This window comes from Pseudomonas sp. 8209 (assembly GCF_028682105.1).
GTDB classification, from domain to species: domain Bacteria; phylum Pseudomonadota; class Gammaproteobacteria; order Pseudomonadales; family Pseudomonadaceae; genus Aquipseudomonas; species Aquipseudomonas palmensis.
Map to the genome: position 1 here is coordinate 128,772 of NZ_JANIAH010000012.1, position 25,518 is coordinate 154,289.

At 64.5% G+C, this 25,518-nt stretch carries 28 protein-coding genes, 2 tRNA genes and 1 pseudogene; 16 read left to right on the forward strand and 15 right to left on the reverse strand.

Going from position 1 to position 25,518, the window contains the following annotated elements; translation table 11 throughout:
- Positions 1-205: 205 nt before the first annotated feature.
- From NP552_RS23480 to NP552_RS23490, 3 genes are all read right to left on the reverse strand, one after another.
- Positions 206-1,051 (reverse strand): ABC transporter permease, encoded by an 846-nt coding sequence (locus tag NP552_RS23480; protein ID WP_043863053.1) that lies wholly within the window; start codon positions 1,049-1,051, stop codon positions 206-208.
- On the reverse strand, positions 1,048-2,058 hold the full coding sequence (locus NP552_RS23485) for an ABC transporter substrate-binding protein (protein ID WP_123752233.1): 1,011 nt from the start codon (positions 2,056-2,058) through the stop codon (positions 1,048-1,050). Before NP552_RS23485 ends, NP552_RS23480 begins: the two co-directional genes overlap by 4 nt.
- Positions 2,059-2,119: 61 nt before the next feature.
- Entirely contained in the window at positions 2,120-2,734 is a 615-nt protein-coding gene (locus NP552_RS23490) for a LysE family transporter (protein WP_043863051.1), read from the reverse strand.
- Between the two features lie 247 nt (positions 2,735-2,981).
- Between NP552_RS23490 and NP552_RS23495 the strand changes: the two genes are divergently transcribed.
- The 8 genes from NP552_RS23495 (at position 2,982) to NP552_RS23530 (ending at position 9,345) form a co-directional block, all read left to right on the forward strand.
- On the forward strand, positions 2,982-3,836 hold the full coding sequence (locus NP552_RS23495) for a hypothetical protein (RefSeq protein ID WP_253087348.1): 855 nt from the start codon (positions 2,982-2,984) through the stop codon (positions 3,834-3,836).
- Between the two features lie 18 nt (positions 3,837-3,854).
- Positions 3,855-5,201, forward strand: coding sequence for an endonuclease/exonuclease/phosphatase family protein (locus tag NP552_RS23500; protein ID WP_274097204.1), 1,347 nt, complete (start codon positions 3,855-3,857; stop codon positions 5,199-5,201).
- A 122-nt stretch (positions 5,202-5,323) separates the two neighbouring features.
- Entirely contained in the window at positions 5,324-5,548 is a 225-nt protein-coding gene (locus NP552_RS23505) for an MbtH family protein (protein WP_043863048.1), read from the forward strand.
- Positions 5,549-5,558: 10 nt separating this feature from the next.
- Complete coding sequence (locus NP552_RS23510; RefSeq protein WP_043863047.1) at positions 5,559-6,278, forward strand: thioesterase II family protein; 720 nt, start codon at positions 5,559-5,561, stop codon at positions 6,276-6,278.
- 117 nt (positions 6,279-6,395) lie between these two features.
- Positions 6,396-6,947, forward strand: coding sequence for a hydrolase (locus tag NP552_RS23515; RefSeq protein WP_043863046.1), 552 nt, complete (start codon positions 6,396-6,398; stop codon positions 6,945-6,947).
- A 13-nt stretch (positions 6,948-6,960) separates the two neighbouring features.
- Positions 6,961-7,455 carry a DUF1543 domain-containing protein gene (locus tag NP552_RS23520; RefSeq protein WP_043863045.1) on the forward strand — a complete coding sequence of 165 codons (495 nt, stop codon included), beginning with the start codon at positions 6,961-6,963 and terminating at the stop codon, positions 7,453-7,455.
- Between the two features lie 78 nt (positions 7,456-7,533).
- Positions 7,534-8,202 carry a hypothetical protein gene (locus NP552_RS23525; RefSeq protein ID WP_274097205.1) on the forward strand — a complete coding sequence of 223 codons (669 nt, stop codon included), beginning with the start codon at positions 7,534-7,536 and terminating at the stop codon, positions 8,200-8,202.
- Positions 8,203-8,265: 63 nt separating this feature from the next.
- Complete coding sequence (locus NP552_RS23530) at positions 8,266-9,345, forward strand: DUF1615 domain-containing protein (RefSeq protein WP_104572291.1); 1,080 nt, start codon at positions 8,266-8,268, stop codon at positions 9,343-9,345.
- Positions 9,346-9,372: 27 nt separating this feature from the next.
- Here NP552_RS23530 and NP552_RS23535 read toward each other — a convergent pair whose 3' ends face one another.
- From NP552_RS23535 to NP552_RS23560, 6 genes and pseudogenes are all read right to left on the reverse strand, one after another.
- Positions 9,373-10,707 carry a lysine N(6)-hydroxylase/L-ornithine N(5)-oxygenase family protein gene (locus tag NP552_RS23535; protein ID WP_104572292.1) on the reverse strand — a complete coding sequence of 445 codons (1,335 nt, stop codon included), beginning with the start codon at positions 10,705-10,707 and terminating at the stop codon, positions 9,373-9,375.
- 160 nt (positions 10,708-10,867) lie between these two features.
- Complete coding sequence (pvdN, locus tag NP552_RS23540; RefSeq protein WP_213607274.1) at positions 10,868-12,151, reverse strand: pyoverdine-tailoring periplasmic protein PvdN; 1,284 nt, start codon at positions 12,149-12,151, stop codon at positions 10,868-10,870.
- Between the two features lie 18 nt (positions 12,152-12,169).
- A complete protein-coding gene (gene pvdM / locus NP552_RS23545) occupies positions 12,170-13,522 on the reverse strand; it encodes a pyoverdine-tailoring dipeptidase-like protein PvdM (protein ID WP_213607275.1) in 1,353 nt (450 codons plus the stop codon).
- A 185-nt stretch (positions 13,523-13,707) separates the two neighbouring features.
- Positions 13,708-14,631, reverse strand: coding sequence for a D-alanyl-D-alanine endopeptidase (gene pbpG, locus NP552_RS23550; protein ID WP_078480536.1), 924 nt, complete (start codon positions 14,629-14,631; stop codon positions 13,708-13,710).
- 191 nt (positions 14,632-14,822) lie between these two features.
- The gene (locus NP552_RS23555) at positions 14,823-15,011 is read right to left on the reverse strand and encodes a hypothetical protein (RefSeq protein WP_043863041.1); all 189 of its coding nucleotides are present in this window, start codon (positions 15,009-15,011) and stop codon (positions 14,823-14,825) included.
- A 121-nt stretch (positions 15,012-15,132) separates the two neighbouring features.
- Positions 15,133-15,494, reverse strand: a pseudogene (locus tag NP552_RS23560) (hypothetical protein).
- A gap of 192 nt (positions 15,495-15,686) precedes the next feature.
- Here NP552_RS23560 and NP552_RS23565 point away from each other — a divergent pair.
- Positions 15,687-16,502 carry a shikimate 5-dehydrogenase gene (locus tag NP552_RS23565; protein WP_043863039.1) on the forward strand — a complete coding sequence of 272 codons (816 nt, stop codon included), beginning with the start codon at positions 15,687-15,689 and terminating at the stop codon, positions 16,500-16,502.
- Positions 16,503-16,589: 87 nt separating this feature from the next.
- Here the strand turns inward: NP552_RS23565 and NP552_RS23570 are convergent, their stop codons facing one another.
- On the reverse strand, positions 16,590-17,234 hold the full coding sequence (locus NP552_RS23570) for a YceH family protein (RefSeq protein ID WP_043863038.1): 645 nt from the start codon (positions 17,232-17,234) through the stop codon (positions 16,590-16,592).
- A 124-nt stretch (positions 17,235-17,358) separates the two neighbouring features.
- Between NP552_RS23570 and NP552_RS23575 the strand changes: the two genes are divergently transcribed.
- Positions 17,359-17,868, forward strand: a complete 510-nt coding sequence (locus NP552_RS23575; RefSeq protein ID WP_054915710.1) for a DUF1993 domain-containing protein — start codon at positions 17,359-17,361, stop codon at positions 17,866-17,868.
- 66 nt (positions 17,869-17,934) lie between these two features.
- On the opposite strand, the gene sstT is transcribed toward NP552_RS23575, so the two are convergent.
- Positions 17,935-19,146, reverse strand: coding sequence for a serine/threonine transporter SstT (sstT, locus tag NP552_RS23580; RefSeq protein ID WP_043863036.1), 1,212 nt, complete (start codon positions 19,144-19,146; stop codon positions 17,935-17,937).
- A 242-nt stretch (positions 19,147-19,388) separates the two neighbouring features.
- On the reverse strand, positions 19,389-20,294 hold the full coding sequence (gene nhaR, locus NP552_RS23585; RefSeq protein WP_043863167.1) for a transcriptional activator NhaR: 906 nt from the start codon (positions 20,292-20,294) through the stop codon (positions 19,389-19,391).
- A gap of 115 nt (positions 20,295-20,409) precedes the next feature.
- On the opposite strand from nhaR, the gene NP552_RS23590 reads away from it, so the two are divergent.
- Both NP552_RS23590 and NP552_RS23595 read left to right on the forward strand, forming a co-directional pair.
- On the forward strand, positions 20,410-20,664 hold the full coding sequence (locus tag NP552_RS23590) for a hypothetical protein (protein WP_078480500.1): 255 nt from the start codon (positions 20,410-20,412) through the stop codon (positions 20,662-20,664).
- 31 nt (positions 20,665-20,695) lie between these two features.
- Complete coding sequence (locus NP552_RS23595) at positions 20,696-21,454, forward strand: TerC family protein (protein WP_043863034.1); 759 nt, start codon at positions 20,696-20,698, stop codon at positions 21,452-21,454.
- An 82-nt stretch (positions 21,455-21,536) separates the two neighbouring features.
- Here the strand turns inward: NP552_RS23595 and NP552_RS23600 are convergent, their stop codons facing one another.
- Positions 21,537-21,710 (reverse strand): hypothetical protein, encoded by a 174-nt coding sequence (locus NP552_RS23600; protein ID WP_167400240.1) that lies wholly within the window; start codon positions 21,708-21,710, stop codon positions 21,537-21,539.
- Between the two features lie 156 nt (positions 21,711-21,866).
- On the opposite strand from NP552_RS23600, the gene NP552_RS23605 reads away from it, so the two are divergent.
- The gene (locus NP552_RS23605) at positions 21,867-22,604 is read left to right on the forward strand and encodes a peptidase C39 family protein (RefSeq protein WP_054915713.1); all 738 of its coding nucleotides are present in this window, start codon (positions 21,867-21,869) and stop codon (positions 22,602-22,604) included.
- Between the two features lie 18 nt (positions 22,605-22,622).
- On the opposite strand, the gene NP552_RS23610 is transcribed toward NP552_RS23605, so the two are convergent.
- The gene (locus tag NP552_RS23610; protein ID WP_078480501.1) at positions 22,623-23,906 is read right to left on the reverse strand and encodes an NAD(P)/FAD-dependent oxidoreductase; all 1,284 of its coding nucleotides are present in this window, start codon (positions 23,904-23,906) and stop codon (positions 22,623-22,625) included.
- A 204-nt stretch (positions 23,907-24,110) separates the two neighbouring features.
- Here NP552_RS23610 and NP552_RS23615 point away from each other — a divergent pair.
- Together NP552_RS23615 and NP552_RS23620 are read left to right on the forward strand one after the other, a co-directional pair.
- A tRNA-Val gene (locus NP552_RS23615) sits at positions 24,111-24,187 on the forward strand.
- 157 nt (positions 24,188-24,344) lie between these two features.
- Positions 24,345-24,421, forward strand: a tRNA-Val gene (locus NP552_RS23620).
- Positions 24,422-24,532: 111 nt separating this feature from the next.
- On the opposite strand, the gene NP552_RS23625 is transcribed toward NP552_RS23620, so the two are convergent.
- Positions 24,533-24,751, reverse strand: a complete 219-nt coding sequence (locus tag NP552_RS23625) for a hypothetical protein (protein ID WP_043859680.1) — start codon at positions 24,749-24,751, stop codon at positions 24,533-24,535.
- Between the two features lie 147 nt (positions 24,752-24,898).
- On the opposite strand from NP552_RS23625, the gene NP552_RS23630 reads away from it, so the two are divergent.
- A complete protein-coding gene (locus NP552_RS23630; protein ID WP_078480502.1) occupies positions 24,899-25,453 on the forward strand; it encodes an NADPH-dependent FMN reductase in 555 nt (184 codons plus the stop codon).
- Positions 25,454-25,518 lie beyond the last annotated feature (65 nt).

Consider the following 25,518-nt stretch of genomic DNA (forward strand, 5'->3'; position numbering starts at 1 on the left):
GAAGGGGCTGAAGACGGGCCGTCTGAAACGACGGTGGCATCAATGGCGCATTGGACGAATACCTCGGGATGCGGGAAAAGGCCTGTAGTCTAAGGGGGGATCTGGCGCAGGTAAAGAGGGCCATCTTTTCAGCACCGCTCGCGGCTGCGCAATTCGCGATGAGCATGGACACTGCCGATTGTCCGTTTGTCTGGCTGCAGCAGGTTTAACGCGGCTTGCCATACGCCTGGGTGATGCGGTCGATCACGATCGCCAGCGCAACGATGGCCAGCCCGGCCTCGACCCCCTTGCCCACGTTCAGTGTCTGGATGCCGGCCAGCACGTCCTCACCCAGGCCGCGCGCGCCGATCATCGAGGCCACCACCACCATCGACAGCGCCATCATCACCGACTGGTTCAGGCCGGCCAGGATGCTCGGCAGCGCCAACGGCAATGCCACCCTGCGCAAGCGCTGCCAGCGGTTGGCGCCCAGCCCCTGAGCGGCCTGGGTCAGCGACGGGTCCACCTGCGACAGGCCCAGTTCGGTGAGGCGTACCAGCGGCGGCAGGGCATACACCAGGGTGGCGAAGATCGCCGGCACCTTGCCCAGCCCGAACAGCATCAGCACCGGGATCAGGTACACGAAACTGGGCAGGGTCTGCATCACGTCCAGCACCGGCATCAGCAACCGGCGTGCCAGTGGCCGGCTGGCCAGCAAGATGCCGAACGGAATGCCGATCAGGAGGCACAGGCCGGTACTCACCAGCACCAGCGCGCAGGTCTGCAGCAGCTTGTCCCACAGGCCGACCACCCCGATCAGAAACAGCAGGCCGCTCAGCAGCAGCGCCCGCCGTACACTGCGCGTGGCATGCCAGGTCAGCAGTGCCACCAGCGCCAGCAGCAACCACCACGGCGTGGCGCGCAGCAGGTTTTCCAACCCTACCAGCAGTTGCAGCAGGCCGTCCGAGACCGCCCGAAGCTGGTCGCCGTAGGCCAGCACCAGCCAGTCGACGAAGCGATTGACGCTGTCTGCGAACGAAACGTGCAGCGCCTCGGGAAAGCCCGTACTCACAGGGCCGACTCGACCCTGGTCGCCACCTCGGCGGGCAGCCAGGCCTTCCAGATGCTCGGGTTCGCCTTGAGAAAGGCCTGCGCTGCAGCGTCCGGCGCCTGGCGCTGCTCGCTCATCGTTGCCAGGGCGCTGTTGAGGGTGGCGATCGGCAGATCCACCTTGGCGAAGAATGCCACCAGCTCCGGGTACTGCTGGCGAAACGGCGCCGATACGCCGATCGACAGCCTGGCCGGCAGCGAGCGGGTGCCTTTGGGCTCGGTGTTGCCCGGGTCGGTGAGGGTGGCCCAGGCCTGGGCGTCGAATGGCGGCTCTTCAAGGCGCACCAGCTCGTAGCGGCCCATCAGCGGGGTGGGCGACCAGTAGTAGAACAGCACCGGCTTGCCACGGCGGATGGCGGAGGTGATTTCGGCGTCCAGCGCCGCGCCCGAGCCGCTGCGAAAGTTCACGTACTGCCCGTCCAGCCCGTAGGCCTTGAGCTTCTGGCTGTTGACGGTCTCGGAGGTCCAGCCGCTGGGGCTGTTGAGAAAACGGCCCTTGTCGGGTGACTCGGGGTCCTTGAACAGTGGGGCATGGCGCTTGAGGTCCTGGACGGAACGCAAGTCCGGGGCCAGTGCCTTGAGGCCGCGCTGTTCATCGCCCTTGATCACGTAGGCGGGCACGTACCAGCCTTCGTCGGCGCCCTTGACCGTGTCCCCGATGCTGAACACCTGGCCGGCCTGCTCGGCCCTGGTCCAGGCCGGGCTGCGGCCAGCCCACTCCTCGGCGATCACCTGGATGTCGTTGCGCGCCAGCGCCACCTCCATGCTCACGGTGCTGCCGGGCAGGGTGTCGGTGGGGTAGCCGTAGCCTTTCTCGACGATAAAGCGCAGCAGTTGCGTGGTCAGGCTGCCGCTTTCCCAGGTGATGTCGCCAAAGTGGATGGGGGCCGCAGCGGGCGCCGCCAGGCTCTGGGAGGCTAGGCCCAGTGCCAGCAGGGCGCCGCCGATCAATTGTGTCAGTCGCTTCATGTCGTCTCACTTGCCGCGCCGCTTCAAGGTCAGGCAAGTGTAGTAGACCCGCGCCAGGGGTTTAGCGCAGTACCGCCAACTTGATGCTGAAGCCCACCAGGCACATGCCGGCCAGGCGTTCGAGCAGGTTCGAGACCTTGGGGTTGGCGCGCAGGCGGGCGGCCAGGTTGTGGGTCAGCAGCACGGCCACCAGGCCATACAGGAAGGTCAGCACGGCAATGGTCACCGCCATGAAGCCGAACGTCACGAAGCCCTGATGCCGGACCGGGTCGACGAACAGCGGAAAGAACGCCATGTAGAACATGATCGCCTTGGGGTTGAGCAGGGTGATCATCATGGTCTGGCGCAGGTAGTGCTTGGACTTCATCGGCCGTACCGGCGTGCTGCCGGGTTTGGCCAGGGCCATGCGCAGGCCCAGGTAGGCCAGGTACGCTGCACCCAGCCATTGCACGGTATGGAACGCTGCCGGGTAGGTGGTGAGCAGCGCTGCCACACCGGCCACGGCCAGCCACAACAGCACCTGGTCACCCAGGATGACGCCGAAGGTGGCGCCCAGGCCGCCTTTGATGCCGCCCTTGCCGGTGGCAGTGATCAGCGCGAAATTGCCCGGCCCCGGGATCGCCAGCAGCACCAGGAAGGCAATCACGAAGGCACCGTAGTCCGTTACGCCAAGCATGGGGAAACTCCGTGTTACCTATCAGGATTCGAGTGCATACGATACGCCTGCGCTGCGCCGGTGCGAACCCCGTGTTGTGCATCTGGCCCGAACAATCGCACAGCGATGTGCGCCTGCTGCCAGCCCGGCAGGTCACACCCGGGCCCGTGCAACTTCCGGTTTCTCACGTACACGCTGGGCTTTGCCCGGCTGATCCGGCCGGGCTGCGCTGTTCTACTGGGGGCTCTTTGTACCTCTGGAGCAGGCGATGCAACTTTGTTACGCAGCCAACATGCACGGCATCTTCAACCGTGCTTTCCCTACCGAGTCGCAGCCTGTGGCTGGCGGTTGCCGGGTAGTCGTACACCGGGGCGTGCTCTATTGCGCCTACAACGCCGACGGCAACGTGGCCGAATTCGTCGCGAAAGTGAGTGGCATCGACGTATGGACGACGCCGGCGGTGCTGCCACTGATGGTGACCCCGAGCAGGTCACTGGCGCTTTTTGTGTTCAAGGACAAGGTCCATGCGTTTCGAAGCGATGACCAGGGTGAATACACCCTGGCCTCCTACAACGACACGCTCATGGGGTTCGAGCCCATGACGTTGAGTCAGCCCATGCACGGCTCGCCGTCGCTGGTGGAGTTTCAAGGGCGGTTGCACGCCTTCTATCGGCACGGCCACACGAGGCAGATCGAGTGCCTGAGCAGTGAAGACCTGGAAAACTGGGGCAATGGCCCGGTGCTCAGGGCCAGGGGGGTAGCGGTGACCACCCCCGACGACCCGATCGCCATTGTCTACCAGGGCCTGATCCACCTGTTCTACAAGGATGGCGATGGTCGGACCCTGTTGGTGAAGTACGACGGCAAGCAAGCCTGGACCGAGCCACGGGTGTTCATCGAGCAGGCCTACCCGTTCATGCCGGGTGTGACGGTTCACGCGGGGCTGCTCAAACTCGCCTTCACCCGCAGCATTGCCAATGCCAACGGTCGCGCGCTCTATCAATACGCCTATGACGGCAATGCCCTCAGCCCGGCAACGGTCAGCAGCAACCTGGCCGCTACCGAGCGGGTGGGGCTGGGCGTGCTCGATGGCGAGCTGTTTGCGCTGTTCCAGAAGGCCTGACCCGGTAGAGGTGTTCCCATGCCCGTTGACCGTGTCATTGGCCTGTACATCGACAACAACCTGGTGCCCGACATGCCGGCCGTTGCGTTCGAAGAGCAGGTCGACGTGGTGTTCATGGACGCGGTGGCGCTGCTCGCCGCCGCCAGGCCCCGGGACTGCGTGCATACCCTGGTCTACCTGAACTACATCGTTTCGGCACGCCTGATACGCAGCAGCAACCATGAGGCACAGGCCGGCTATGGGGCATGCATGACCACCCTGTTGCGCCGCTGGTACAGCGACACCACGGTGCTGCAGCATCTGCAGGCCTCGCCAGGGCTGTATCGTCATGGCGTGATGATCGGGCTCTACCGTGTGCACCATGCCCTGGTCATGAATGGCCTAAGGAGCGTACAGGGGCCACACCTGCTGGATCCTGGCGACCCCTTGCGCATGCTCCAGCACGGGGTCATGGCCATCTTCGGCCCGTGGCATGCGCACATTCGCCTGCATGGGCGCATTCGTGATTACTACCACAGCCGAGTGAACACTGCAGGGCCCTCGGCACAGATCGAAATAGGTCGCAGCGCGCGCACTGAGGTGCCGATACGGGTGGCCACCTGGAACCTGCAGGGCGCATCGGTCAGCACCGAGAGCAAATGGTTGACCGGGGTCCTGCCGCTGTTGCGCAGCAACGATGTGGTGGTTCTGCAGGAGGTCGGCGTTGCCCCGCATTCTGCGGTGTTCAGCCGCACCGAACGGGTGGCCGACCAGTTCGGCAGTCACCACGACATCCATGTCTACAGCTGGCAGGCCGGCACCCGCAGCCGGCCCGAGCGCTACCTGATCTACTTCCTCGATGTGCAGCGGTTGCGGGTGAACCTGGCGATCGTGATGCCTGATCCCGGCGAGTTCATGGTCAGCCAACTGGCCATCATCTCGGACGGGCAATTGCCGGTGGCGGGCCCGCCCCTTTACCGCCCGGCCATGGGGGTGCGTGTGAGGCGACGAGCGCTGGCGGGCAACACGCCGGAGCTGGCGATCTTCAACCTGCATGCCATTTCCGGCGGGGGCGTCAACGCCGCGCGCATGTTGAGGGAGATCAGCTGGCACACCGATACGCCGTTCGCGCTGCTGGGGGATTTCAACCGCGATCCGCGACCGACCACTCCCCCGGTGCCGACGCGTGGCAACTGGGTGTCGCCCGAAGACATCGCCCGTATCGAGCTGGCGGGCGGCAGTACCCACCCCAGCGTGGCGCCGAGCAACATGCTGGACTATGCGGTGACCAATGGCACCTCGCAGGTGCCGGCGCCGGGGAACGTCTCTGCGCCGGGGGCATCGGACCACCGCTCGGTGCATTACAACCTGACCTTCAACTGCTAGCGCCGGCAGGTGCCGCGGGATTTTCCCAGCGTCGCTAATTTATCCGCACGCCGCTTCGTCTCCTCCAGTAGCGCCCGTACGCCTCCCGCGCCACGAGCCTCATTCAACCAAGGAGACAGGCAATGACTTCCGTATTCGATCGCGACGATATCGTGTTCCAGGTTGTGGTCAACCACGAGGAACAGTACTCCATCTGGCCGGACTACAAGGCTATCCCCAACGGCTGGCGCACCGTCGGCAAGAGCGGTTTGAAGGCTGAGTGCCTGGCGTACATCGATGAGGTATGGACCGACATGCGCCCGCTAAGCCTGCGCCAGAAGATGGCCGAAACCGCTGCGGCGCAGTGAGGGGCGGCACGTGTCGTCACTGACCCTGTTGTGCCTGCCGTACTCGGGTGCCAGCGCCATGGTCTTCAGCCGCTGGCGGCGCAAGGTGCCCGCCTGGTTGAACGTGCGCCCGGTGGAGCTGCCAGGGCGGGGTGCACGCCTTGGCGAGCCGTTGTACACCGACATGCAGGCCCTGGCCCGGCAACTGGCCGCCGAACAGAGCCTTGTCGCCCACCAGCCCTACGCGGTGCTGGGGCACAGCCTGGGGGCGCTGCTGGCGTTCGAGCTGGTGCACGAACTGCAGGCGCTGGGCTGCCCGCCACCGGTGGCGTTGTTTGCCAGCGGTACGGCGGCGCCGACCCGTCGTGAAGGCTACGACGATGAAAGCTGGCGCGAACCCAAGAGCGACCCGCAACTGATCGAAGAGTTGCGCACCCTGGGCGGTACTTCGGAGGAAGTGCTGGGCAACGAGGAACTGATGAGCCTGACCCTGCCGGTGTTGCGCGCAGACTTTCTGTTGTGCGGACGCTACGCCTATCGGCAGCGCCCGGCACTGCGTTGCCCGCTGCATGTGCTGGGGGGCGAGGAGGATCGCGCGACCCAGGAACAGTTGCTGGCCTGGCGTCAGGAGAGCCAGGGTGATTTCTCGCTGGCGCTCTTCCCCGGCGGGCACTTCTTCATCCATGAGCATGAAGAGCAGGTGCTGGGCGTGCTCAGCCAGGCCCTGGAGCCGCACCGCCTGACCGCATGAGCCTCGCGTGGTAGCATCCGACCGGGCCCGGGCAGCCATCGCGCTGCCCGGGTTTCTGTCCGCAAGCCGCCTGGCGGTGACACCCATCGCCCCGGCGCCCGCCATGGAGCGCACGCAATGCTGATCGACCCTACCCAGGCCACGCTGCTGGTCATCGACGTTCAGGAAAAACTCATCGGCGCGGTCAGCGACCCTGCCGGCACGCTGGCCCGTACCCGCTGGTTGCTGGCGGCGACGGCCGAACTGGGGTTGCCCACGGTGATTTCCGAACAGTATCCCAAGGGCCTCGGGCACACCGTCGGGGCACTGCTCGAGGCGGCGCCCGCTGCCGAGGTGGTGGAAAAGGTGCACTTTTCCTGCGTGGCTGCCGACTGCCTGCCCGCCAGCCTGCTGGCCCGCCACCAGGTGATTGTGTGCGGCATGGAAACCCACGTGTGCGTGCTGCAGACAGTGCTCGGCCTGCTGGCGCTGGGCAGGCAGGTGTTCGTGGTGGAGGACGCCTGCGACAGCCGCAGCCTGCTCAGCAAGAGCGCCGGCCTGCAGCGCATGCGTGATGCCGGCGCGCAGATCGTGACCCGCGAGATGGTGCTGTTCGAGCTGCTGGGCAGCGCCGGCCACGAGAAATTTCGCCACATCAGCAAGACCTTCCTGGTCGGCGAGCAACCTTGAGGGTGGGCGGATCATGTTGTTCGTGGTGATGCTGGGGGGCAAACACCCCCGGGCCCGCATCGAAGTGCACGATGTGGTGTTCGTGGTGGCCCCGACCCTCGAAGCGGCCTACCCGCAATTGCGCGAGCAATGGTTCGGCAGCGCCAGGGGCGTGCACATCGATTCCTGGCTGGAGGTCGACGGGGTCGACGGCTACAAGCTGCACTGGTCGGACATGCAGCCGGCTGCCGGCGAGCCACGCCTGTATTTCATCAACCTGGGCGGCTACGAGCCCGGTGCGTTCGGCGAGGCGCACCAGTACCTGTTGGTGGTGGCCACCAGCAAGGCCCAGGCCAAGGCCATCGGCAAGCAACGCATGGCACGTCACTGGAGCCAGGCGCACACCGATGCAGTGATGGACGTGGATGACTGCATCGCCATCGACCAGCTCGGTGGCCGATACGTGCGCCTGATCGCAGGCGAGCATGCCCCGCTGGTGCAGCGCAGCGACTACATCGTGCTGGGCTGATGGGCGAGCTTGATGGCTATTTGCCGTTAGCCTGGATTACAGTACGCGCTTCATTTTCTGCCCTTACAGGATGTTCCGATGCGTTCACGTGCACTGTCTGGCTTCTGCTGCGCACTCACCCTCAGCGCTCTGCCGAATCTGGCCCTGGCCCAGGCCACGGTGGCCCAGGTGTTCAATGGCGAGATGCTGGGCACCAACCTGCGTTTCTTCGAGTCGGTAGCCGGTGTTGCGCGTACCTCGTTCGGCGACACCCATACTTACAAGGTGCAAGGCTGCGAAATCACCGCCACGGCCGGCGGCGGCACGGTCAGCGAGCTGCGCATGGAGCTCTCGCCCACCTGCAAGGCAGACCTGAGCACGTTCATCGGCGACTTTGCGCCGCCGGCCGCGCAGCCCCTGACGTTCGGTGCAATGGCCGGGTCTTCGGGAGGCGGGCTGGAGTTCTACGCCAGTTGCCTGAGCATGTGCGGCAATGCCGCCGACCCGTCGGTGTACGCGCTCTGGCAAGGACCGCGGGCAGTGGGGTTTACCGAAGTGCTGCTGGAGGTGGTGCTGGTGGATGATGAGGCCAGCGCGGCGGCCGGTCACTGGAGCGAGGCCATGCAGAAGGCCAAGGGTGACGACTTTGTGGTGGACACCCGCTTCAACTGCGAGCGCACCTTCGATGAAGTGGCGCAGTCCAGCTTCGACAAGGTCAAGGTCAATGCGGTCACCATCGGCACCGAGTTGACCAAGCCGGGCTGCTGACGGTTTGCACGGGCCGGCCCCGGCTGTGTACTGTGGGGCCCTCGACCGATAGCCGGGGGCTGTATGCCTTTACGCGGATGGATGGTGCTGGCCACGCTGGCGCTGCTGTTGCAGGGGTGCGCCGGCCAGCGTGGAGCGCAACAGGCCACGCCGGCCCAGGTGCGCGCCACGGTGGTTGCACTGATGCCAGCCGCCACTGGTGACCGTGAAGGGTGGGCGGCGGACATTCAAACGGCGTTTGCCGCACAGAAGCTCGACCCCAGCCGCAGCAACCTGTGCGCGGTGCTGGCGGTGACCGAGCAGGAGTCGACCTACCAGGCCGACCCGCAGGTGCCCGGCCTGGGGCGCATTGCCCGCGCCGAGATCGACCGGCGTGCGGCGCGTCTGCATGTTCCGCAGCGGCTGGTGGAGGCCGCGCTGCAAACCCACTCGCCCGATGGCAGAACCTACAGCCAGCGACTGGCGGCGGTGCGAAGCGAGAAGCAACTGAGTGCACTGTTCGACGACCTGATCGGTTCGCTGCCGCTTGGGCGTACCTTGCTCGGCGACCTGAACCCGGTGCGCACCGGGGGGCCGATGCAGGTCAGCATCGCGTTCGCCGAACGCCACGCCCAGGACTACCCCTATGCCTACAGCGGCACCCTGCGCCAGGAAGTGTTCACTCGGCGCGGCGGGCTGTATTTCGGCATCGCCCATCTGCTGGGTTACCCAGCCAGCTACGAGCAGCCTCTGTATCGGTTTGCCGACTTCAATGCAGGCTGGTACGCAAGCCGCAACGCGGCGTTCCAGCATGCGGTCAGCCAGGCGTCGGGCGTGGAACTGGCGCTGGACGGCGACCTGATCGCGCCAGGGGCGATTTTTCCGGGGGCCACCGAACAGGCGGTACGGCGCCTGGGTGACAGGCTCGGCCTGCGCAACCCGACCATTCGCAGTCAGCTGGAGGAGGGGGACAGCCTGGCATTCGAGCGCACGCGGCTGTATCAGCGGGTGTATGCACTGGCCGAGGCGGCTGCGGGCAAGCCGTTGCCGCGGGCGCAGTTGCCAGGCATCGAACTCAAGAGCCCCAAGATCACCCGAAAGCTGACCACGGCATGGTTTGCCAAACGGGTGGATGAGCGCTATCGGCGCTGCATGCAGCGCTGATAGCACGGGGCAGGCTCAGGCTCAGGCTCAGGCGCTGGCCAGGGTCGCGCTGGCGCGGGCGTTGCTGGCGCGCTGGCCCAGGCTCTGGTACAGCGACTGGCCGATCTCGGCTGCGCGCACCGGCAGTACCGAAAGCAGGGTATCGCTCAGGCCGTGTGACGCTTCGCAGAAGCCCTGCAGGTAGACCGCCGCGTTGAGCTCCGGGCTGGCCAGCACGCGATAGTCGCGGTCCACTTCGAAGTCCTTGAGGTGCTGTTGCAGCGGCGCCAGCAGCTCGCGATGGGAGCGGCGCTCATAGCCGGTGGCAAGAATCACCGCGTCGTACACGTGGGTCTGCTGGATACCGGTGGCCAGGTCGCGCAGGGTCAGCTCGATACCCTTGTCGGTGCTGACGGCGGCCTCGATGTTGCGTCGGCACAGAACGGCGTGACGGTACTGATGGGCGACTTTCTGACGGTAGAGCATGCCGTAGATGCGTTCGATCAGGTCGATGTCCACTACCGAGTAGTTGGTGTTGTGGTACTCGGAGATCAGCTTGGCACGCTCGGCCTGGGGCTGGTTGAACACCAGGTCGGTGTAGTCGGGGGTGAAGACCTCGTTGACGAACGGGCTGTCATCGGCCGGCTTGAGTGCCGAGCCGCGCAGGATCATGTCGGCCTTGACCGACGGGTAGCTGTCGTTCAGATCGATCAGGGCCTCGGCGGCGCTTTGCCCCGAGCCGATGATCGCAATGCGCATGGGCTTGCCCTGGGTGCACGGCAGTTGTTCCAGGCTGTTCAGGTACTGGGAGTGGTGGAACACGCGCGGATCGTCCTTGAAGGGCGCGAATACCGGCGGGATCTTCGGCGTGCCCCCACTGCCCACCACCACCGAGCGTGCCCGGCGCAGGCGTTCATGGCCCTGGGCGCTGCGGGAGATCACGCGCAGGTGGTCGATACGCCCGTCCAGCAGTTCAGGTTCCACGCGCAGGATCTCCTCACCATACACCGCCTGGGTGGCGAAGTGCTCGGCGGCCCAGCGCAGGTAGTCGTTGTACTCCAGGCGGCAGGGGTAGAAGGTGCCCAGGTTGATGAAGTCGGCCAGGCGCTTCTTCTGGTGCAGGTAGTTGACGAAGCTGTAGGGGCTGGTGGGGTTGCGCAGGGACACCAGGTCCTTGAGGAAGGAAATCTGCAGTTCACTCTGGGTGGCCAGGGTGTTGCCGTGCCAGCGGTAGTCGCTCTGCTTGTCGATGAACAGCGCATCGAGGGCATGGCCGTTGGTCTGGGCGAGTTCTTCCAGGGCGATGGCCAGGGCCAGGTTGGAGGGGCCGAAGCCGACGCCGATCAGGTCGTGGATTGTTTCGGATGTTGAGGGCTGGTTCATGGGTGCGGCTCCCGTGTGTGGTCGAGGTGGGGCGCCAGTTTTTTGCGCCCCTGATCCTGCTCAGGTACTCCGATAGAACGAGCTGTGAGGCTTGGAATTTACCGCTGACCCTGCTTCAGGGAGCCCTGCCGCCCGGCGGCAGGGCTGGAAACGGGCTCTGTCAGAGGTATTGGGTCAGCAGGGCCATGGCCCGATCGATCTGCTGTTCGTCGTTGAGCAGGCCGGGTGCGAAGCGGATCACCGGCCCGGCATCGCGGGAGACGGCATCGACCATCACGCGGTTGCGTACCAGATGGGCGGCCACGGCGCGGGCGTCGTGGTCCTTGATGCGCAGGAAAGTAAACCCGGCGGAGTACTCGGTGCTCAACGGTGTCACCAGCTCGATCGCCTTGTGTTCGAGCAGGCGCTGTTTGAGCGCGGTGTTGAGCTGGTGGATGCGTGCCTGCACCTGCGCCTTGCCCAGTTGCAGGTGCAGTTCGAAGGCCTTGCCCAGTGCCCATCGATGCTCGAAGGCGTGGTAGCCCCCGGGGGTCATGATGGTGGCGAAGTCCTCATCCTCGGAGAAGGTCGCGAAGGTGGGCACCAGATGCTGCATTTTTTCCGAGGCGGCGCAGATGATTCCCGTACCCCGCGGACCGAACATCCACTTGTGGGTGCCAGCGATGAAATAGTCGCAGTTGAAGTCGTCGAAGCGCTGGTTGTCCACGCCGAACCCGTGCACGCCGTCGATCACATACAGGATGCGGTCCTGCTCGCTGCGTTCGCGATTGTGGCGGCGCACCAGAGCGCCGATCTCGCCCACCGGCAACTTGACCCCGCTGCCCGAGTGCACCCAGGTCATGCCGAGCACGCGGGTGTTGGGGCGGATATTCTGGTCGATTGTGCTCAGCACCTGGTCGGTGGACACCTGCCAGGGCTGCTCGAACAGGCGCAGTTTGCGCACGGACGTGCCCTGGCGCTGGTGGCGGAAGGCCAGGCATTTATGCGTGGAGTAATGCTCGTGCTCGGTGGTCAGGATCTCTTGCCCGGGGCCCACCTGCAAGCCACCGTAGATCATGCCCAGCCCTTCGGTGGTACTGCCGGTAAGGGCGATCTGGCGGGGCTTGACCTCCAGATAACGGGCCGCCCAGTTGCGCACTTCGCCTTCACGCTTCCACTCGTTCTGGCTTTCCCAGTCCATCTGCTCGGCGGGATTGAGATCGACTTCGGCACGAAACCGATCGATGGCCTCCTGAACCGGCCTGGGGTGGGCGGTGACCAGGAAGTTGGCGAAGTGGGCCACATTCGGGTCCAGCGGGAACAGTTGACGCAGGTTTCGCCATTTGTCCGGGCCGTTTAGCTGCGCGGTAGGGGCCGCCTGGGCGGCTGGCAGCAGGCTGGTGCCTAGCGGCAGGCTGGCGGCAAGTACCCCGGCCTGCTTGAGGAATGTACGACGGTCGGTCATGTCGGCGCTCGATAAGGGTCAGGGGGCTAGCGTGGCAACGGGTTGTGCGGCTTTCTGCACCTGGGCCCACACGCGCAGGAAGTTGCCACCCCACAGCTTGGCGATGTCTGCTTCGGAGTAGCCGCGGCTGAGCAGTTCGGCAGTCACGTTGCGGGTTTCGCTGGCGTCCTTCCAGCCGTCCAGGCCGCCACCGTCGTTAAAGTCCGAGCTGATGCCCACATGGTCGATGCCGATCTTCTTCACGACGTAGTCGATTGCATCGCCGAAATCCTTGAGGGTGGCCTTGGGCTCCTCATCGATGATGCCGTAGAGGTTGCCGGCATACTCGCCAAAGCGCGCCTCGGGCCAGATCGCAATCACCGCATCGCCCGGCATCAGCGCATTGGCCAGCCCCTGCAGGGGCTGCAGGTCGAAGCGGGCGCGCAGAGCCTCGAGTTTGTCCAGGGTCGGTTTGCTCAGGGGCTTGAGATAGGTGCCGAAGCCGACGACCTGGACCACGCCGTCGCTGTCCCTGATCAGTTTCAGTTCCTTGTCGCTGAGGTTACGCGGGATATCTACCAACGCCCGTGGCGCCGAGTGCGAGGCCACGATCGGGGTGCGGCTCAGGCGAGCCACGTCCTCCAGGGCCAGGGTCGACATCTGCGAGACATCGATGATCACCCCCAGATCGTTCAGGCGCTTGACCGCCTGCTTGCCGATTGGCGACAGCCCTCCCAGGGCGTCAGCGGTGTCGTTGAAGAACGGCAGCGGCCGCGAGGAGTCCGCCCAGTCATTGTTGCCGGTGTAGCTGAAGCCGAACATGCGCATGCCACGGGCCGCCCACAGGTCGAGCTGGGACAGGTCGTTTCCCAGTGGGTAGGCGTTGAGCATGCTGATGAAGATGGCGAACTTGCCCTCGCCATGCAGGCGGCGCATGTCGTCGGGGGTGTAGGCAATGCCGATCTGGTTGGGGAAGTCGCGCACCATGGCGCTGATGATCTTGTAGCGCACCTCCTGTTGGTGGCGGGCCTCGTCGACAAATCCCGGAGTGGGGCGGTGGGGCGCATTCGGGCCGTTCCACAGTTCGGGCCAGCCGAAGATTGTCAGCGCCGCGCCGGATAGTCGCCCCTGGCCGGCCTTGACCAGATCGAGCTGGCCGCCGCTGTTCTTGTCCACCTCGTGGCCAGCGGTGCCCATGTCCAGCGGTACGGTGACGTGGCTATCGAAGGACAGCATGTGCTCGTGCAGGGCATTGGCCTGCTCGACGATCTCGCGGGGGTAGGCAGGCCCTTGCTTCCAGTACAGGTAGCCAGCGGCGGCTGCGCCCACGACTGCTGCCAGGGCAAGCGGCAGGCCGATGTACAGGGCTTTTCGGGAACGGGTTCTGGTCATTGCCATCTCGGTCGCAGTACTGATCGGTCCGACGGCCTGGCTGTGTCAGGCGAAGGTCGGGTGTCAGGGGAAGGACGATTGATGGAGGGCTAAATTTACAACCTCCGGCGCGCGCTCGGAGTTGTGGCTTCACGCTCTTGGCGGGTGGGGTGTCTGCCGTGCGCGAGGCACGGCAGTGTGTGCGATCAGTCGACCGCAGGGCGGTTCTGGCTGCGTTCGGCCTTGTAGCGGATCGCGACGGCCGGGGCGGGTTTGGCGTCGCCGGTTTCCAGCCATTGGCGCATGCGGCTGGCATCGGCGAAATGGGTGTACTTGCCGAAGGCATCGAGTATCACCATGGCCACCGGGCGATTGTCCATCCGCGTCAGCAGCACCAGGCAATGGCCGGCCTCGTTGGTGAAGCCGGTCTTGGTCAGCTTGATGTCCCAGTTGCTCTTGTTGACCAGGTGGTCGGTGTTGCGAAAGCCCAGGGTGTAGTTGGGTTTGTTGAAGGCCACGGTCTTTTCGCGGGTGGTGCTCAGCTCGCTCAGCAGCGGGTAGCTGCGCGCGGCCAGCAGCAGCTTGCTCAGGTCGCGAGCGGTGGACACGTTGCTGGTCGACAGGCCGGTGGGTTCCACATAGCGGGTATGACTCATGCCCAGGGCCTTGGCCTTGGCGTTCATGGCCTTGATGAAGGCGGTGTAGCCACCGGGGTAGTGGTGCGCAAGGGTCGCGGCGGCCCGGTTTTCCGAGGACATCAGGGTAATCAGCAGGGTGTCGCGACGGTTCAGCTCGCTACCCAGACGAACCCGCGAGTACACGCCCTTCATTTCCTTGGTCTGGGCGATGGTGATGGTCAGGGGTTCGTCCATGGCCTGCTTGGCATCGAGCACCACCATCGCGGTCATCAGTTTGGTGACCGAGGCGATCGGCACCACACGGTCCGGGTTGCTCGCATAGAGCACCTTGTTGGTCTGCAGGTCGATCAGCAGTGCACTGCCCGAGGCCAGGTGCAGCTTGGCAGGGTCGCGCTGGACCTGGGGGGCCGGTTGGGCAACAGCGTTCGACGTGACGCTGGCAGTGCCAGTGAGCATCAGCAGCAGGCTGAGAATAGACAGGGAGGTTTTCACGTTGGTGCTCACTAAATGTAGGTATGTCGTTGGCTGTGCACGGGTTTTTTATTACAAGCCGTTACATTCTAGGAGTATGGTCGAGTCTGTGTCGATTGCCCCGTAAACATTGGGCGAACTATGAAATTTATTTAACCCTGGGCTTCGTTTGCAGCGGCTGGATCGGCGTGCCGAACCAGCCGAGCGGGACCTTAGCGGGACTTGAGGTAGCCGGCGGTGACGGCCTTGAGCAACTCGTGGCCTGCCTCGGCCGCCTTGGCGGGCGTCTGTGGCAGCTTGTACTGGCCGCTGAGGATGATCGCCAGGGTCATCTGCTGCGCGGCGGCAAGGGGGTGTTGGGCTGGGTCGAGCGGGGCTGGAAATCCTTTTTCAGCGGTCATGCGAACTCCTGGGTTCAGGCTGTGAGGGTATGCCAGCCTAGGCCTGAACGGCGATCAAGCCAATGCGGGCGGTTTCCCCGACAGCCAGCGCCCTGCCCGCAGGCAGGGCGCAGGGCCGGTGCTACCAGCGGGGCGGTCCGTAGTACACCGGTGGCGGGCCGTAGTAGCGCTCGCGGTAATACGGCGGCGGCACCGGTACGTAGCGCTCCACAACCGGATACGGCGGGTACGGCTGGTAGTACACCGGCGGCGGGGCCTGGACATACACCGGCGGGGGCCGTAGTAGGCCGGCTGGCGCTCGACGTAGACGGTACGGTCGTGGTTGCCGGACACCACCGCACCCACCACGGCACCGACGACGGCCGCGCCAAGCACCGGGCCGGCACCCCCGTGCCAGCCGCCGCCACCACCGTGGGCGGCCGCTTGCCCGCAGACGGCCAGGGCGCCAACCAGCAGGGCGATTCTCGGGATGTGACGGTTCATGAAGACTCCTCGGTTTGCAGCCCCGGCGCTGGTGCTGTCGAGACACCCAAGACGTGGCGCGGGGATACCCATAAGACCGCAGCCCCCGGAAAAATGGCACGGGCGTTGAGTAAAGGTTGTGTAAGCCCCGATCAACGGTTCGGTGGGCAGTGAGTGCATACTGGTGCCCCTGCCGTTTTCAGGAGCCAATCGATGACCCCCAGCAAAGACACCGTTTTGTGCATGTCCCTGGCCGGGCGCCCCGGTACCTTCGGCGTGCGCTTTCATAACCATCTGTACCAGCAGCTGGGGCTGGATTACTACTACAAGGCCATGACCACCACCGACCTGCCGGCCGCCGTGGCCGGCATTCGCGCGCTGGGTGTGCGTGGGTGCGGTGTGTCGATGCCGTTCAAGGAGGCCTGCATCGCGTTGCTCGATGAACTGGACCCCTCGGCGGCGGCCATCGATTCGGTGAACACGCTGGTCAACACCCAGGGGCATCTCAAGGGCTTCAACACCGATTACCTGGCGGTGCGTCAACTGATTCACCAGCATCGCCTGGACCCTGCATGGAGCGTGGCGCTGCGCGGCAGCGGCGGCATGGCCAAGGCGGTGGCGTGCGCGCTGCGCGATGCCGGTTTCAGCGACGGCACGATCGTTGCGCGCAATCGCGAGGCCGGCGAGCGGCTGGCCCGCACCTGTGGCTATCGCTGGCAGGCCGAGCCACACGGTGTGCGGGCCCGGTTGCTGGTGAACGTGACACCGATCGGCATGGCGGGCGGGGCCGAGGCGCAGCAACTGGCCTTCGAGCACGAGCAGATCGAGGCGGCGCAGGCGGTGTTCGACGTGGTGGCGATGCCGGCGCAGACGCCCTTGATCGTGGCCGCCCAGGCTGCTGGCAAACCAGTGGTTACCGGGCTGGAGGTGATTGCGTTGCAGGCGCTGGAGCAGTTCGTGCTGTATACCGGGGTGCGCCCCGATTCACGGCAGATCGCCGAAGCGGTGGCGTTTGCGCGGGGCGATTGAGCCCTGCAGGCAGGTTCGCGCCAGGCAGTGAGCGGGAGCGGCTGAACGTGCTCCCGCAAAGCATTGCTCGACCCTGTGCCGAGCTGGCTACTCCAGCTGCGCCAGGCGTTCTTCCAGCGCCGCGATACGCGCCTCCAGTGCCTCGATGCGCTCGGCCGACACGCCGCCGACAGGGCGTTCCGCGCCTTGCTGGCGTGCCGCCAGAATCGCTTCGATGTCGGCCGGGTCGCCGAAGGCATGGGTGTAGCGGTCTTCGCGCTGGCCGGGCTGGCGCGGCAGGTGCAGGGCAAAGCCCCGGGCTACCAGGCGCTCCAGCTGATGCAGCACCTGTTCGGCATCCTCGAATTCATGCATGCGGTTGCTGCGCGTCAGCAGCTCGCTGACCGTCTGCGGCCCGCGCAGGAACATCAGCCCCAGCAGTACCTGTTGCGCTGGTACCAGCTCCAGCGCCTTGTCGACGCGGTGCTCCCAGCGGTCGGCCCGGCTGCCCATCTGCAGGCGCGCCAGGCCCTGGCTTTCGAGGGCACGCAGGCTTTGGCCGACCTGGCCCTGGGTCAGGTTCATCACCGGCTCGCGGCTGGTCTTCTGGTTGCAGGCCAGCACCACGGCGTTGAGGGTGAGGGGGTAGGTTTCGGGGCTGGTGGCCTGCTTTTCGATCAAGGCGCCGAGGATACGGATTTGCGTGCTGTCGAGGCGTTGCTCGTCAACGGGGGTGTCCAACTCAGTGCTCATCGCGCGTTCCCTATGCTGTGGAAGGCAACTAGCCTAATCCTTGCAGAATAAAAGACAAGCCGCCGGGCGGCGCCAAGCGTGTCTATAATCGGCCACGCTCAATCCATCACCCAGCGAGACTGTCATGACCATTTCCCTGTACGCCGCCTCTGTTCCCGTTTTCAAGCAGATGCTCAATGCCCTGAGCGATGTGCTGGGCAAGGCCCAGGCGCACGCCGAGGCGAAGAATATCGACGCCAATGTCTTCCTGCAGGCGCGCCTGTACCCCGACATGTTCCCGCTGGTTCGCCAGGTGCAGATTGCGGTGGACTTCGCCAAGGGGGTTTCGGCCCGCCTGGCCGAGGTCGAACTGCCCAAGTACGACGACACTGAAACCACATTTGCCGATTTGCAGGCGCTGATCGCCAAGGTGCTGGCCTTTGTCGAGCAGATCGAGGCGAAGCAGATCGACGGCAAGGAAGGTATCGAGATCATCACCCGTCCGGGTACGCCGAAAGAAAAACGCTTCACCGGCCAGAGCTACCTGCTGACCTACGGCCTGCCGCAGTTCTTCTTCCACGTGACCACGGCCTACGCCATCCTGCGCCACAATGGCGTGGAAATCGGCAAGCGCGACTACATGGGCGCGTTCTGATTACCCAGGCATGAAAAAAGCCCGGCAAGGTCAACGCCTTGCCGGGCTTTTTCATGCCTGCCAGGATCAGCTCGCCTGGCGTTCCTCGGCCTCGCACGCGGCGGCCGTGAACAGCACGTCGGTGGACGAATTGAGCGCCGTTTCGGCCGAGTCCTGCAGGATGCCGATGATGAAGCCTACCGCCACCACCTGCATGGCCACCTCGCTGGGAATGCCGAACAGGCCGCACGCCAGCGGAATCAGCAGCAGCGAGCCGCCCGCCACCCCCGAGGCGCCGCATGCGCACACGGCGGCGACCACGCTGAGCAGGATGGCCGTGGGCAGGTCGACGCTGATGCCCAGGGTATGCACCGCCGCCAGGGTCAGCACGGTGATGGTGATGGCCGCGCCGGCCATGTTGATGGTCGCACCCAGCGGGATCGACACCGAGTAGGTGTCTTCATGCAGCCCGAGCTTTTCGCTCAGGGCCAGGTTGACCGGAATGTTGGCGGCCGAGCTGCGGGTGAAGAACGCGGTGATGCCGCTTTCGCGCAGGCACAGCAGCGTCAGCGGGAATGGGTTGCGACGGATTTTCCAGTACACGATCAGCGGGTTCATCACCAGCGCCACGAACAGCATGCAGCCGATCAGCACCGCCAGCAGGTGCAGGTAGCCCAGCAGGGCCCCCAGGCCGGATTCGGCCAGGGTCGCCGCCACCAGGCCGAAGATTCCCAGAGGCGCGAAACGGATGACCATGCGCACGATCAGCGTTACGCCCTTGGACAGGTCGTCGACCACGGTGCGGGTGGTTTCACCGGCATGTCGGATAGCCACGCCCAGGGCGATCGCCCAGGCCAGGATGCCGATGAAGTTGGCCTCCATCAGCGCAGTCACCGGGTTGGCCACCACGCTCAGCAGCAGGCCTTGCAGCACTTCGCTGATGCCACCAGGCGGGCTCATCGCCACATCATGAGTGGCCAGCACCAACTGGGAGGGGAACAGCATGCTGGCGACCACCGCCACTACCGCTGCGGAAAAGGTGCCGAAAAGATAGAGCACCAGAATAGGGCGGATATGGGTTTCCTGGCCGTGCCTGTGGTTGGCGATGGAAGCCATCACCAGGATGAACACCAGAATGGGTGCCACCGCCTTGAGTGCACTGACAAATACCTTGCCGATAAATGCCAGGTTCAGCGCGGCGGCTGGCCAGAGCAGCGCCACGGCAATGCCGGCCACCAGGCCGATCACGATCTGCAGTACCAGACTGGTACGGTTCAACAGGTTCAGAAGTGGGGTCATGACAGGTGTTTCTCGTTCTTGTGCAAGGTCCGGGAGGCCCGGATAGCGTAGCAAAGGCATGCCGCGGGCTAGCCCTGCGGCGAAAGGGGCGGGACTTTAGCACAGCACGCGGGCCCTGACCGCAGCACACTGCCTGGCGGTAGGTGGGGCGTGTTGTCGCGATGCGTCGGCGCGTCCTTCTATCGACGGTTCGGGCCGTGGAATGTTTAGGCCCGGGATGTGATGTCGGTGCCGTGTGTCTCTCAGGGCGCAGGCCAGTTGAACAGCTCGCGGCGGGCACCTTCGGTGATCGCGACGATACCCGGGTGCTTGACCTTGCGCTCTACCGAAATGGCATAGAACGACTCGGTGACGGCATCGGTCTGGCCGATCAACTCCACCCCGTACTGGCGGCAGACCTCGTCGGCGATCACGCTGGGGGCGATGAAGATGCCGCTGCCCGACTGCCCGAATGCCTGCATCAGCGCACTGTCATCGAATTCGCCGACGATGCGCGGCTGCAACTGTTGCTCGGCGAACCAGCGCAGCAGCCGGCTGCGCACCACCGTCTCCTGGCCGGGAATGAGCATCGGTGCATGCTGCAGACCGACAGGAAAGGGCGCCGGATGCAGGGCAGCCAGTGCCGGGGTGGCGAAGAAACTGATGCCGCACTCCCCGAGCTTCTGGCTGTAGCCCTTGATGTCGAGATGGCTGGGCATCGGGCTGTCGGAGATCACCATGTCCAGGCGCTGTACTGCCAAATCTGCCAGCAGGCGTTCGAGCTTGTCCTCGCGGCAGGTCAGGCGCAGCGGGTCGGGCAGCTCCATGGTCGGCGCCAGCAGCCGGTACACGATCGACTTGGGCACCACGTCGGCCACCCCCACGCGAAACAGAATCTGCTGCTCATCGGGCTGGGCGCGCAGCACTGCTTCCAGTTCGCCGCCAATCTGGAACATCTGCTCGGCGTAGGACAGGGCCTGGCGCCCGGTCTCGGTCAGTTCGAGCTGGCGTCCCACACGGCGAAACAATTCGATACCGTAGCTATGCTCAAGCAGGCTGATCTGCCCGCTGATGGTCTGCGGGGTGAGATTGAGCTGCTCGCCGGCACGCACGATGCTGCCGGTCTTGGCCACGACCCAGAAGTAATGCAGTTGTCGGTAGTTGAGCATGTGCATCTCCGATTCGTAAAAACCGAAGTATAACTGCTGAAAATACGAATTTTCCGGATGTTTCAGTCTCTTTAGAATGCGTCGCTATCAAGGCAAGACCTTCAGAGAGGAACCCATGCTGTATTTCAAATCGATTGGCACACCCCTGGTGATGGCGCTGGCGCTGCTGGCCATGAGCGGTTGCGAGCAGGCGGAAAAATCTGCCCAGCAGATGCTCAACCAGGCTGCCCAGTCGGCCAAGGAAGCGATCGACAAGACCAACGATGCCGCCCAGCAGGCGCTCAGCGACGCGACCGGTTCGCCCCTGGCGAAAAAGCCCGATGAGTCCCAGGACAAACCCGAGCGCGACGACAGCGCCCGGGAAATCTGATTTTTTACTCACACTGATTCAGGATTGATTCATGGAATACCTGTTGGAACTTGCTGCAAGCCCGACCGCCTGGGTGGCCCTGGCTACCCTGGTGGCCATGGAGATCGTGCTGGGCATCGACAACCTGATCTTCATCTCGATTCTCACCAACAAGCTGCCTGAGCAGTTCCGCTCCAAGGCACGGCGCATCGGTATCAGCATGGCGCTGGTGATGCGCCTGGGCCTGCTCAGCACCGTGGCGTGGATCGTGCAGCTTACCGAGCCGGTGGTGGACGTGTTCGGCCATGCCTTCTCGTGGAAGGACATGATCCTGATCGCCGGTGGCCTGTTCCTGCTGTGGAAGGCGACGTCCGAGATTCACCACAGCGTCGACCCGCGTGCCAAGGAAGAGACCAAGGCGTCGTCTACCGTGACCCTGGGCTTTGCCGCGGCGATCGGGCAGATCCTGGTACTGGACATCGTGTTCTCGATCGACAGCATCATCACGGCCGTGGGCATGACCGAGCACTTGCCGATCATGATCATCGCGGTGATCAGTGCGGTGATCGTGATGCTGGTGGCCGCCGACCCGCTGGCCCGGTTCATCAACGACAACCCTACCGTGGTGATGCTGGCCCTGGGCTTCCTGATCATGATCGGCATGACCCTGATCGCCGAAGGCTTCGGTGCCCATGTGCCCAAGGGTTATGTGTATGCGGCGATGGCGTTCTCCACCGCGATCGAGGTGCTCAACATCATGTCGCGCCGGGCTCGCGAGCGGCGCGAGGCGCTGCAAGCGAAACCTGACTGACCGCTTCGCCAGCGACGTCGGCTCTGCAGGACGCACCTGCAGATGCCGGCGTTGTCGGCGAAGGTTGTTATGCAGTGTCGCGTCAGTGCGCGTTGGCGTGGCGGCGAGCGTGCCGCTGTGCCTCGGATGCAGCCCTGGTCGGCTGCGGATGGTGCAGATGGTGGCGGCGCGCGATGCGCAACACCCCCCAGAGCATGGCTGCGGCTACCACCAGCCACGTGCCTATCAACAGAAAGATTCCCATCGTCAGACTCATTGCGTGCCTCCTTCGACTGGGCAAGCTGCACTCGCCATTCGGACACAAGCTCAGTCTAGCCCATCGTCTGTGACAGACGGTTGACCAGTGGTCCAGCGCCTTGGTTCAGTTCGCTCTAAGCGTGCCGCGGGCTATACCGCAGGCCTGCGCCAGCCTATGATCGCAAGCCAGGGCCGGGCGTCGTCTGCCCGGCATCAGCACAAGCGAGTGTCCATGTTGCCCACCGCCCCCAAACGTCGCGTGTCCCATCGTCTGCTGCTGGCTTGCCTGCTGGCCGCCAGCCTGGCCGGTTGCGCCAGCCAGCCTTCATCCCAGCTCAACAGCCTGCCCCAGCGCGTGGAACTGGGCGCGGTGCCGTTCTACCGTGGTAACGCCAACCAGAGCGCGCCGATGGCGCTGGCCGCGATCCTCTCGCAGCAGGGGGTGCGCATCACCCCCGGCCTGCTCGAAGGGCCCTTGCAACTGCCACAAGGTGTCGACAGGCTGCAGGCCTCGGTAGCGACTGTGGCACGCCAGTACGGCATGGTGGTGTACCCGCTCGACGGCACCCTGCCGGCGTTGCTGACCCAGGTGGCCGCGGGCAATCCGGTGCTGTTGCGCTATCAGGAAGGTTCGGCGTTCTGGAGCGAGCCGCGCTATGCCCTGCTGGTGGGTTATGACCGCTACAAGTCGCGGGTGCTGCTGCGTGCGGGCAACAATCGGCGCTTGCTGATGGACTTCGACGATTTCGCCGCAGCCTGGAAGAAGGAGGGGAGCTGGGCGGTGCTGGTGCAGCCGCCCGGCCAACTGCCGGCCCAGGTGGACCGCCAGCGCTGGCTCAAGGCCGCCAATGAACTGGCCCAGGCAGGCCAGGAGCAGGCGGCCCGCCAGGCCGTCAATGCCGTGGGGCAGTGACGGCCCGGGGTTGCCGGCTTACACGCCCAGGCGGTCGCGCAGGCTGTAGTACCACGCGCCCAGGGCACTGAACGGTACGCGCAGCATCTGGCCACCCGGGAACGGGTAGTGCGGCAGTTCGGCGAAGGCGTCGAAACGCTCGGCCTGGCCGCGCAGGGCCTCGGCCAGCACCTTGCCGGCCAGGTGGGTGTAGGTGACGCCGTGGCCGCTGCAGCCCTGGGAGTAGTAGATGTTGTCGCCCAGACGACCTACCTGCGGCAGGCGCGACAGGGTCAGCAGGAAGTTGCCGGTCCAGGCGTAGTCGATCTTCACGTCCTTGAGCTGCGGGAAGGCCTTGAGCATTTTCGGGCGGATGATCGCCTCGATGTTGGCCGGGTCACGCGCGCCGTATACCACGCCACCGCCGAAGATCAGGCGGTTGTCGCCGGTCAGGCGGTAGTAGTCGAGCAGGTAGTTGCAGTCTTCCACGCAGTAGTTCTGCGGCAGCAGGGTACGTGCCAGCTCTTCGCTCAGCGGCTCGGTGGTGATCACCTGAGTGCCGCATGGCATCGACTTGGCGGCCAGTTCCGGTACCAGGTTGCCCAGGTAGGCGTTGCCCGCCACGATGATGAACTTGGCGCGCACCTTGCCCTGCGGGGTATGCACGACCGGGTTGGCACCGCGCTCGATGCGGATGGCCGGGGACTGTTCGTAAATCTTGCCACCCAGCGATTCCACTGCGGCGGCTTCGCCCAGGGCCAGGTTGAGCGGGTGGATATGGCCGCCGCTCATGTCCAGCATGCCGCCGATGTAGCTGTCGCAGGCGACCACTTCACGGATGCGGCGCTGGTCCATCAGTTCCAGCTGGGTGTGGCCGTAGCGTTCCCACAGGCGTTGCTGGGATTCCAGGTGGCCCATCTGCTTTTTGGTCAGGGCGGCGAACACGCCACCGTCCTTCAGGTCGCACTGGATGTTGTACTTGGCCACGCGCTCGCGGATGATGCGCCCGCCCTCGAAGGCCATCTGGCCGAGCAGCTGTGCCTGCTTGGGGCCGACGGTACGTTCGATCACGTCGATGTCGCGGCTGTAGCTGTTGACGATCTGACCGCCGTTGCGGCCAGAGGCACCGAAGCCGACCTTGGCGGCTTCAAGCACGGTGACGCTGAAACCGTTCTCGAGCAGGAACAGGGCACTGGACAGGCCGGTGTAACCCGCACCGATCACGCAGACGTCGGTCTGTACTTCTTCCTGCAGGCTCGGGCGCTGCGGGACGGGGTTGGCCGATGCGGCGTAATACGACTGGGGGTAGGGGGTGTTGGCCATGTGCGGGCACCTCAGGGTTTGTAGTTGTATGTTCTATATTTTTTACGATTGTGCAGATCGTATCAACAATAATAAACACCCGCCAGCCAGACGGTAAAAATCGCGCAAACCCGGGCTGGGGTAAAAAATATTAGTATTCAGTGGCTTAGCGTGAAAAAAAGTATTGACACGCTGCGTCGATTGCGTAGAATGCCGCCTCACAGCAGGCACATAGCTCAGTTGGTTAGAGCACCACCTTGACATGGTGGGGGTCGTTGGTTCGAATCCAATTGTGCCTACCAAACATCACCGCCCCTGCTGGCGGTACACGAAAAAGGCGATCCGAGAGGGTCGCCTTTTTCGTTTGGGCCGTTTTCATGGGCGCGGCAAAGCTGCTGATTTTTTTGTACATTTCGCTTTACGAGGGGGCTTGAACCTGAGTAGAATGCGCCCCGCAGCAGGCACATAGCTCAGTTGGTTAGAGCACCACCTTGACATGGTGGGGGTCGTTGGTTCGAATCCAATTGTGCCTACCAAACATCACCGCCCCTGCTGGCGGTAACACAAAAAGGGCGACCCGCAAGGGTCGCCCTTTTTGTTTGCCTGAAGCAAAGGGCGCGGCCGGATTGCTCGGGCCGCGCGGTGCATCAGGGGATACGGGTGATCTCCACGCCGCTCTGTACCAGCTCGAAGCGATCCTCGCCCAGGTGGTTGACCCGATCGCCGATGGCCAGGCGATAGCTGGTGATCGGCAAGGAGTCGGCACTTCCATCGGCCTGCAGGGTGGCTTCCTGAAATTCATGAACGGGGTAGATGCGTCCTTCAGCATCCCGAGCATGAAATTGTCCGACCAGTACTGCTGTCATTTGGCGTGTGCCCTCTGAAATGTTCTCTATGGGCCATAGACCACTGTTTTGCCTGGGAAGTTTAGTCCCCCTGGAAAAAAACCTGTGGGCCGCGCCGTAGCGTCTATAACTACCACTTCTCTATGTCGATCAGGTTGGAGCGTGGTCATGAGCCAGGTCTATTCGGTTGCGGTGTTGGTAGGCAGCTTGCGCAAGGAGTCGATCAACCGCAAGGTCGCCAGGGCGCTTGCAGAGCTGGCACCGGCCAGCCTCAAGCTGGGTATCGTCGAAATTGGCGAGCTGGCGTTGTACAACGAGGATATCGACACCGACCCGCCCGCAGCCTACAAGGCCTTTCGCGACAAGGTGCGTGCCAGCGACGCGGTGCTGTTCGTGACCCCCGAGTACAACCGCTCGGTGCCCGGGGTGCTCAAGAACGCCATCGACGTCGGCTCGCGCCCGTATGGGCAGAGCGTGTTCAGCAAGAAGCCGGGGGCGGTGATCAGTGTGTCGCCGGGGGCGGTGGGGGGCTTTGGTGCCAACCACCACCTGCGCCAGTCCCTGGTGTTTCTCGATGTGCCCTGCATGCAGCAGCCAGAGGCCTATGTGGGTGGGGCGGCGACGCTGTTCGACGAGCATGGCAAGCTTTCGGAGAAGACCCGGCCGTTTCTGCAGAGCTTCATCGACAGTTATGCGGCGTGGGTGGTGCGGCACCTGGCATAGGGCCCAGGCGCGCCCTTGGCTGGCGAGGGCGGCTCCTGGCCTGCAGGAGCCGCCTTGCCGATTGC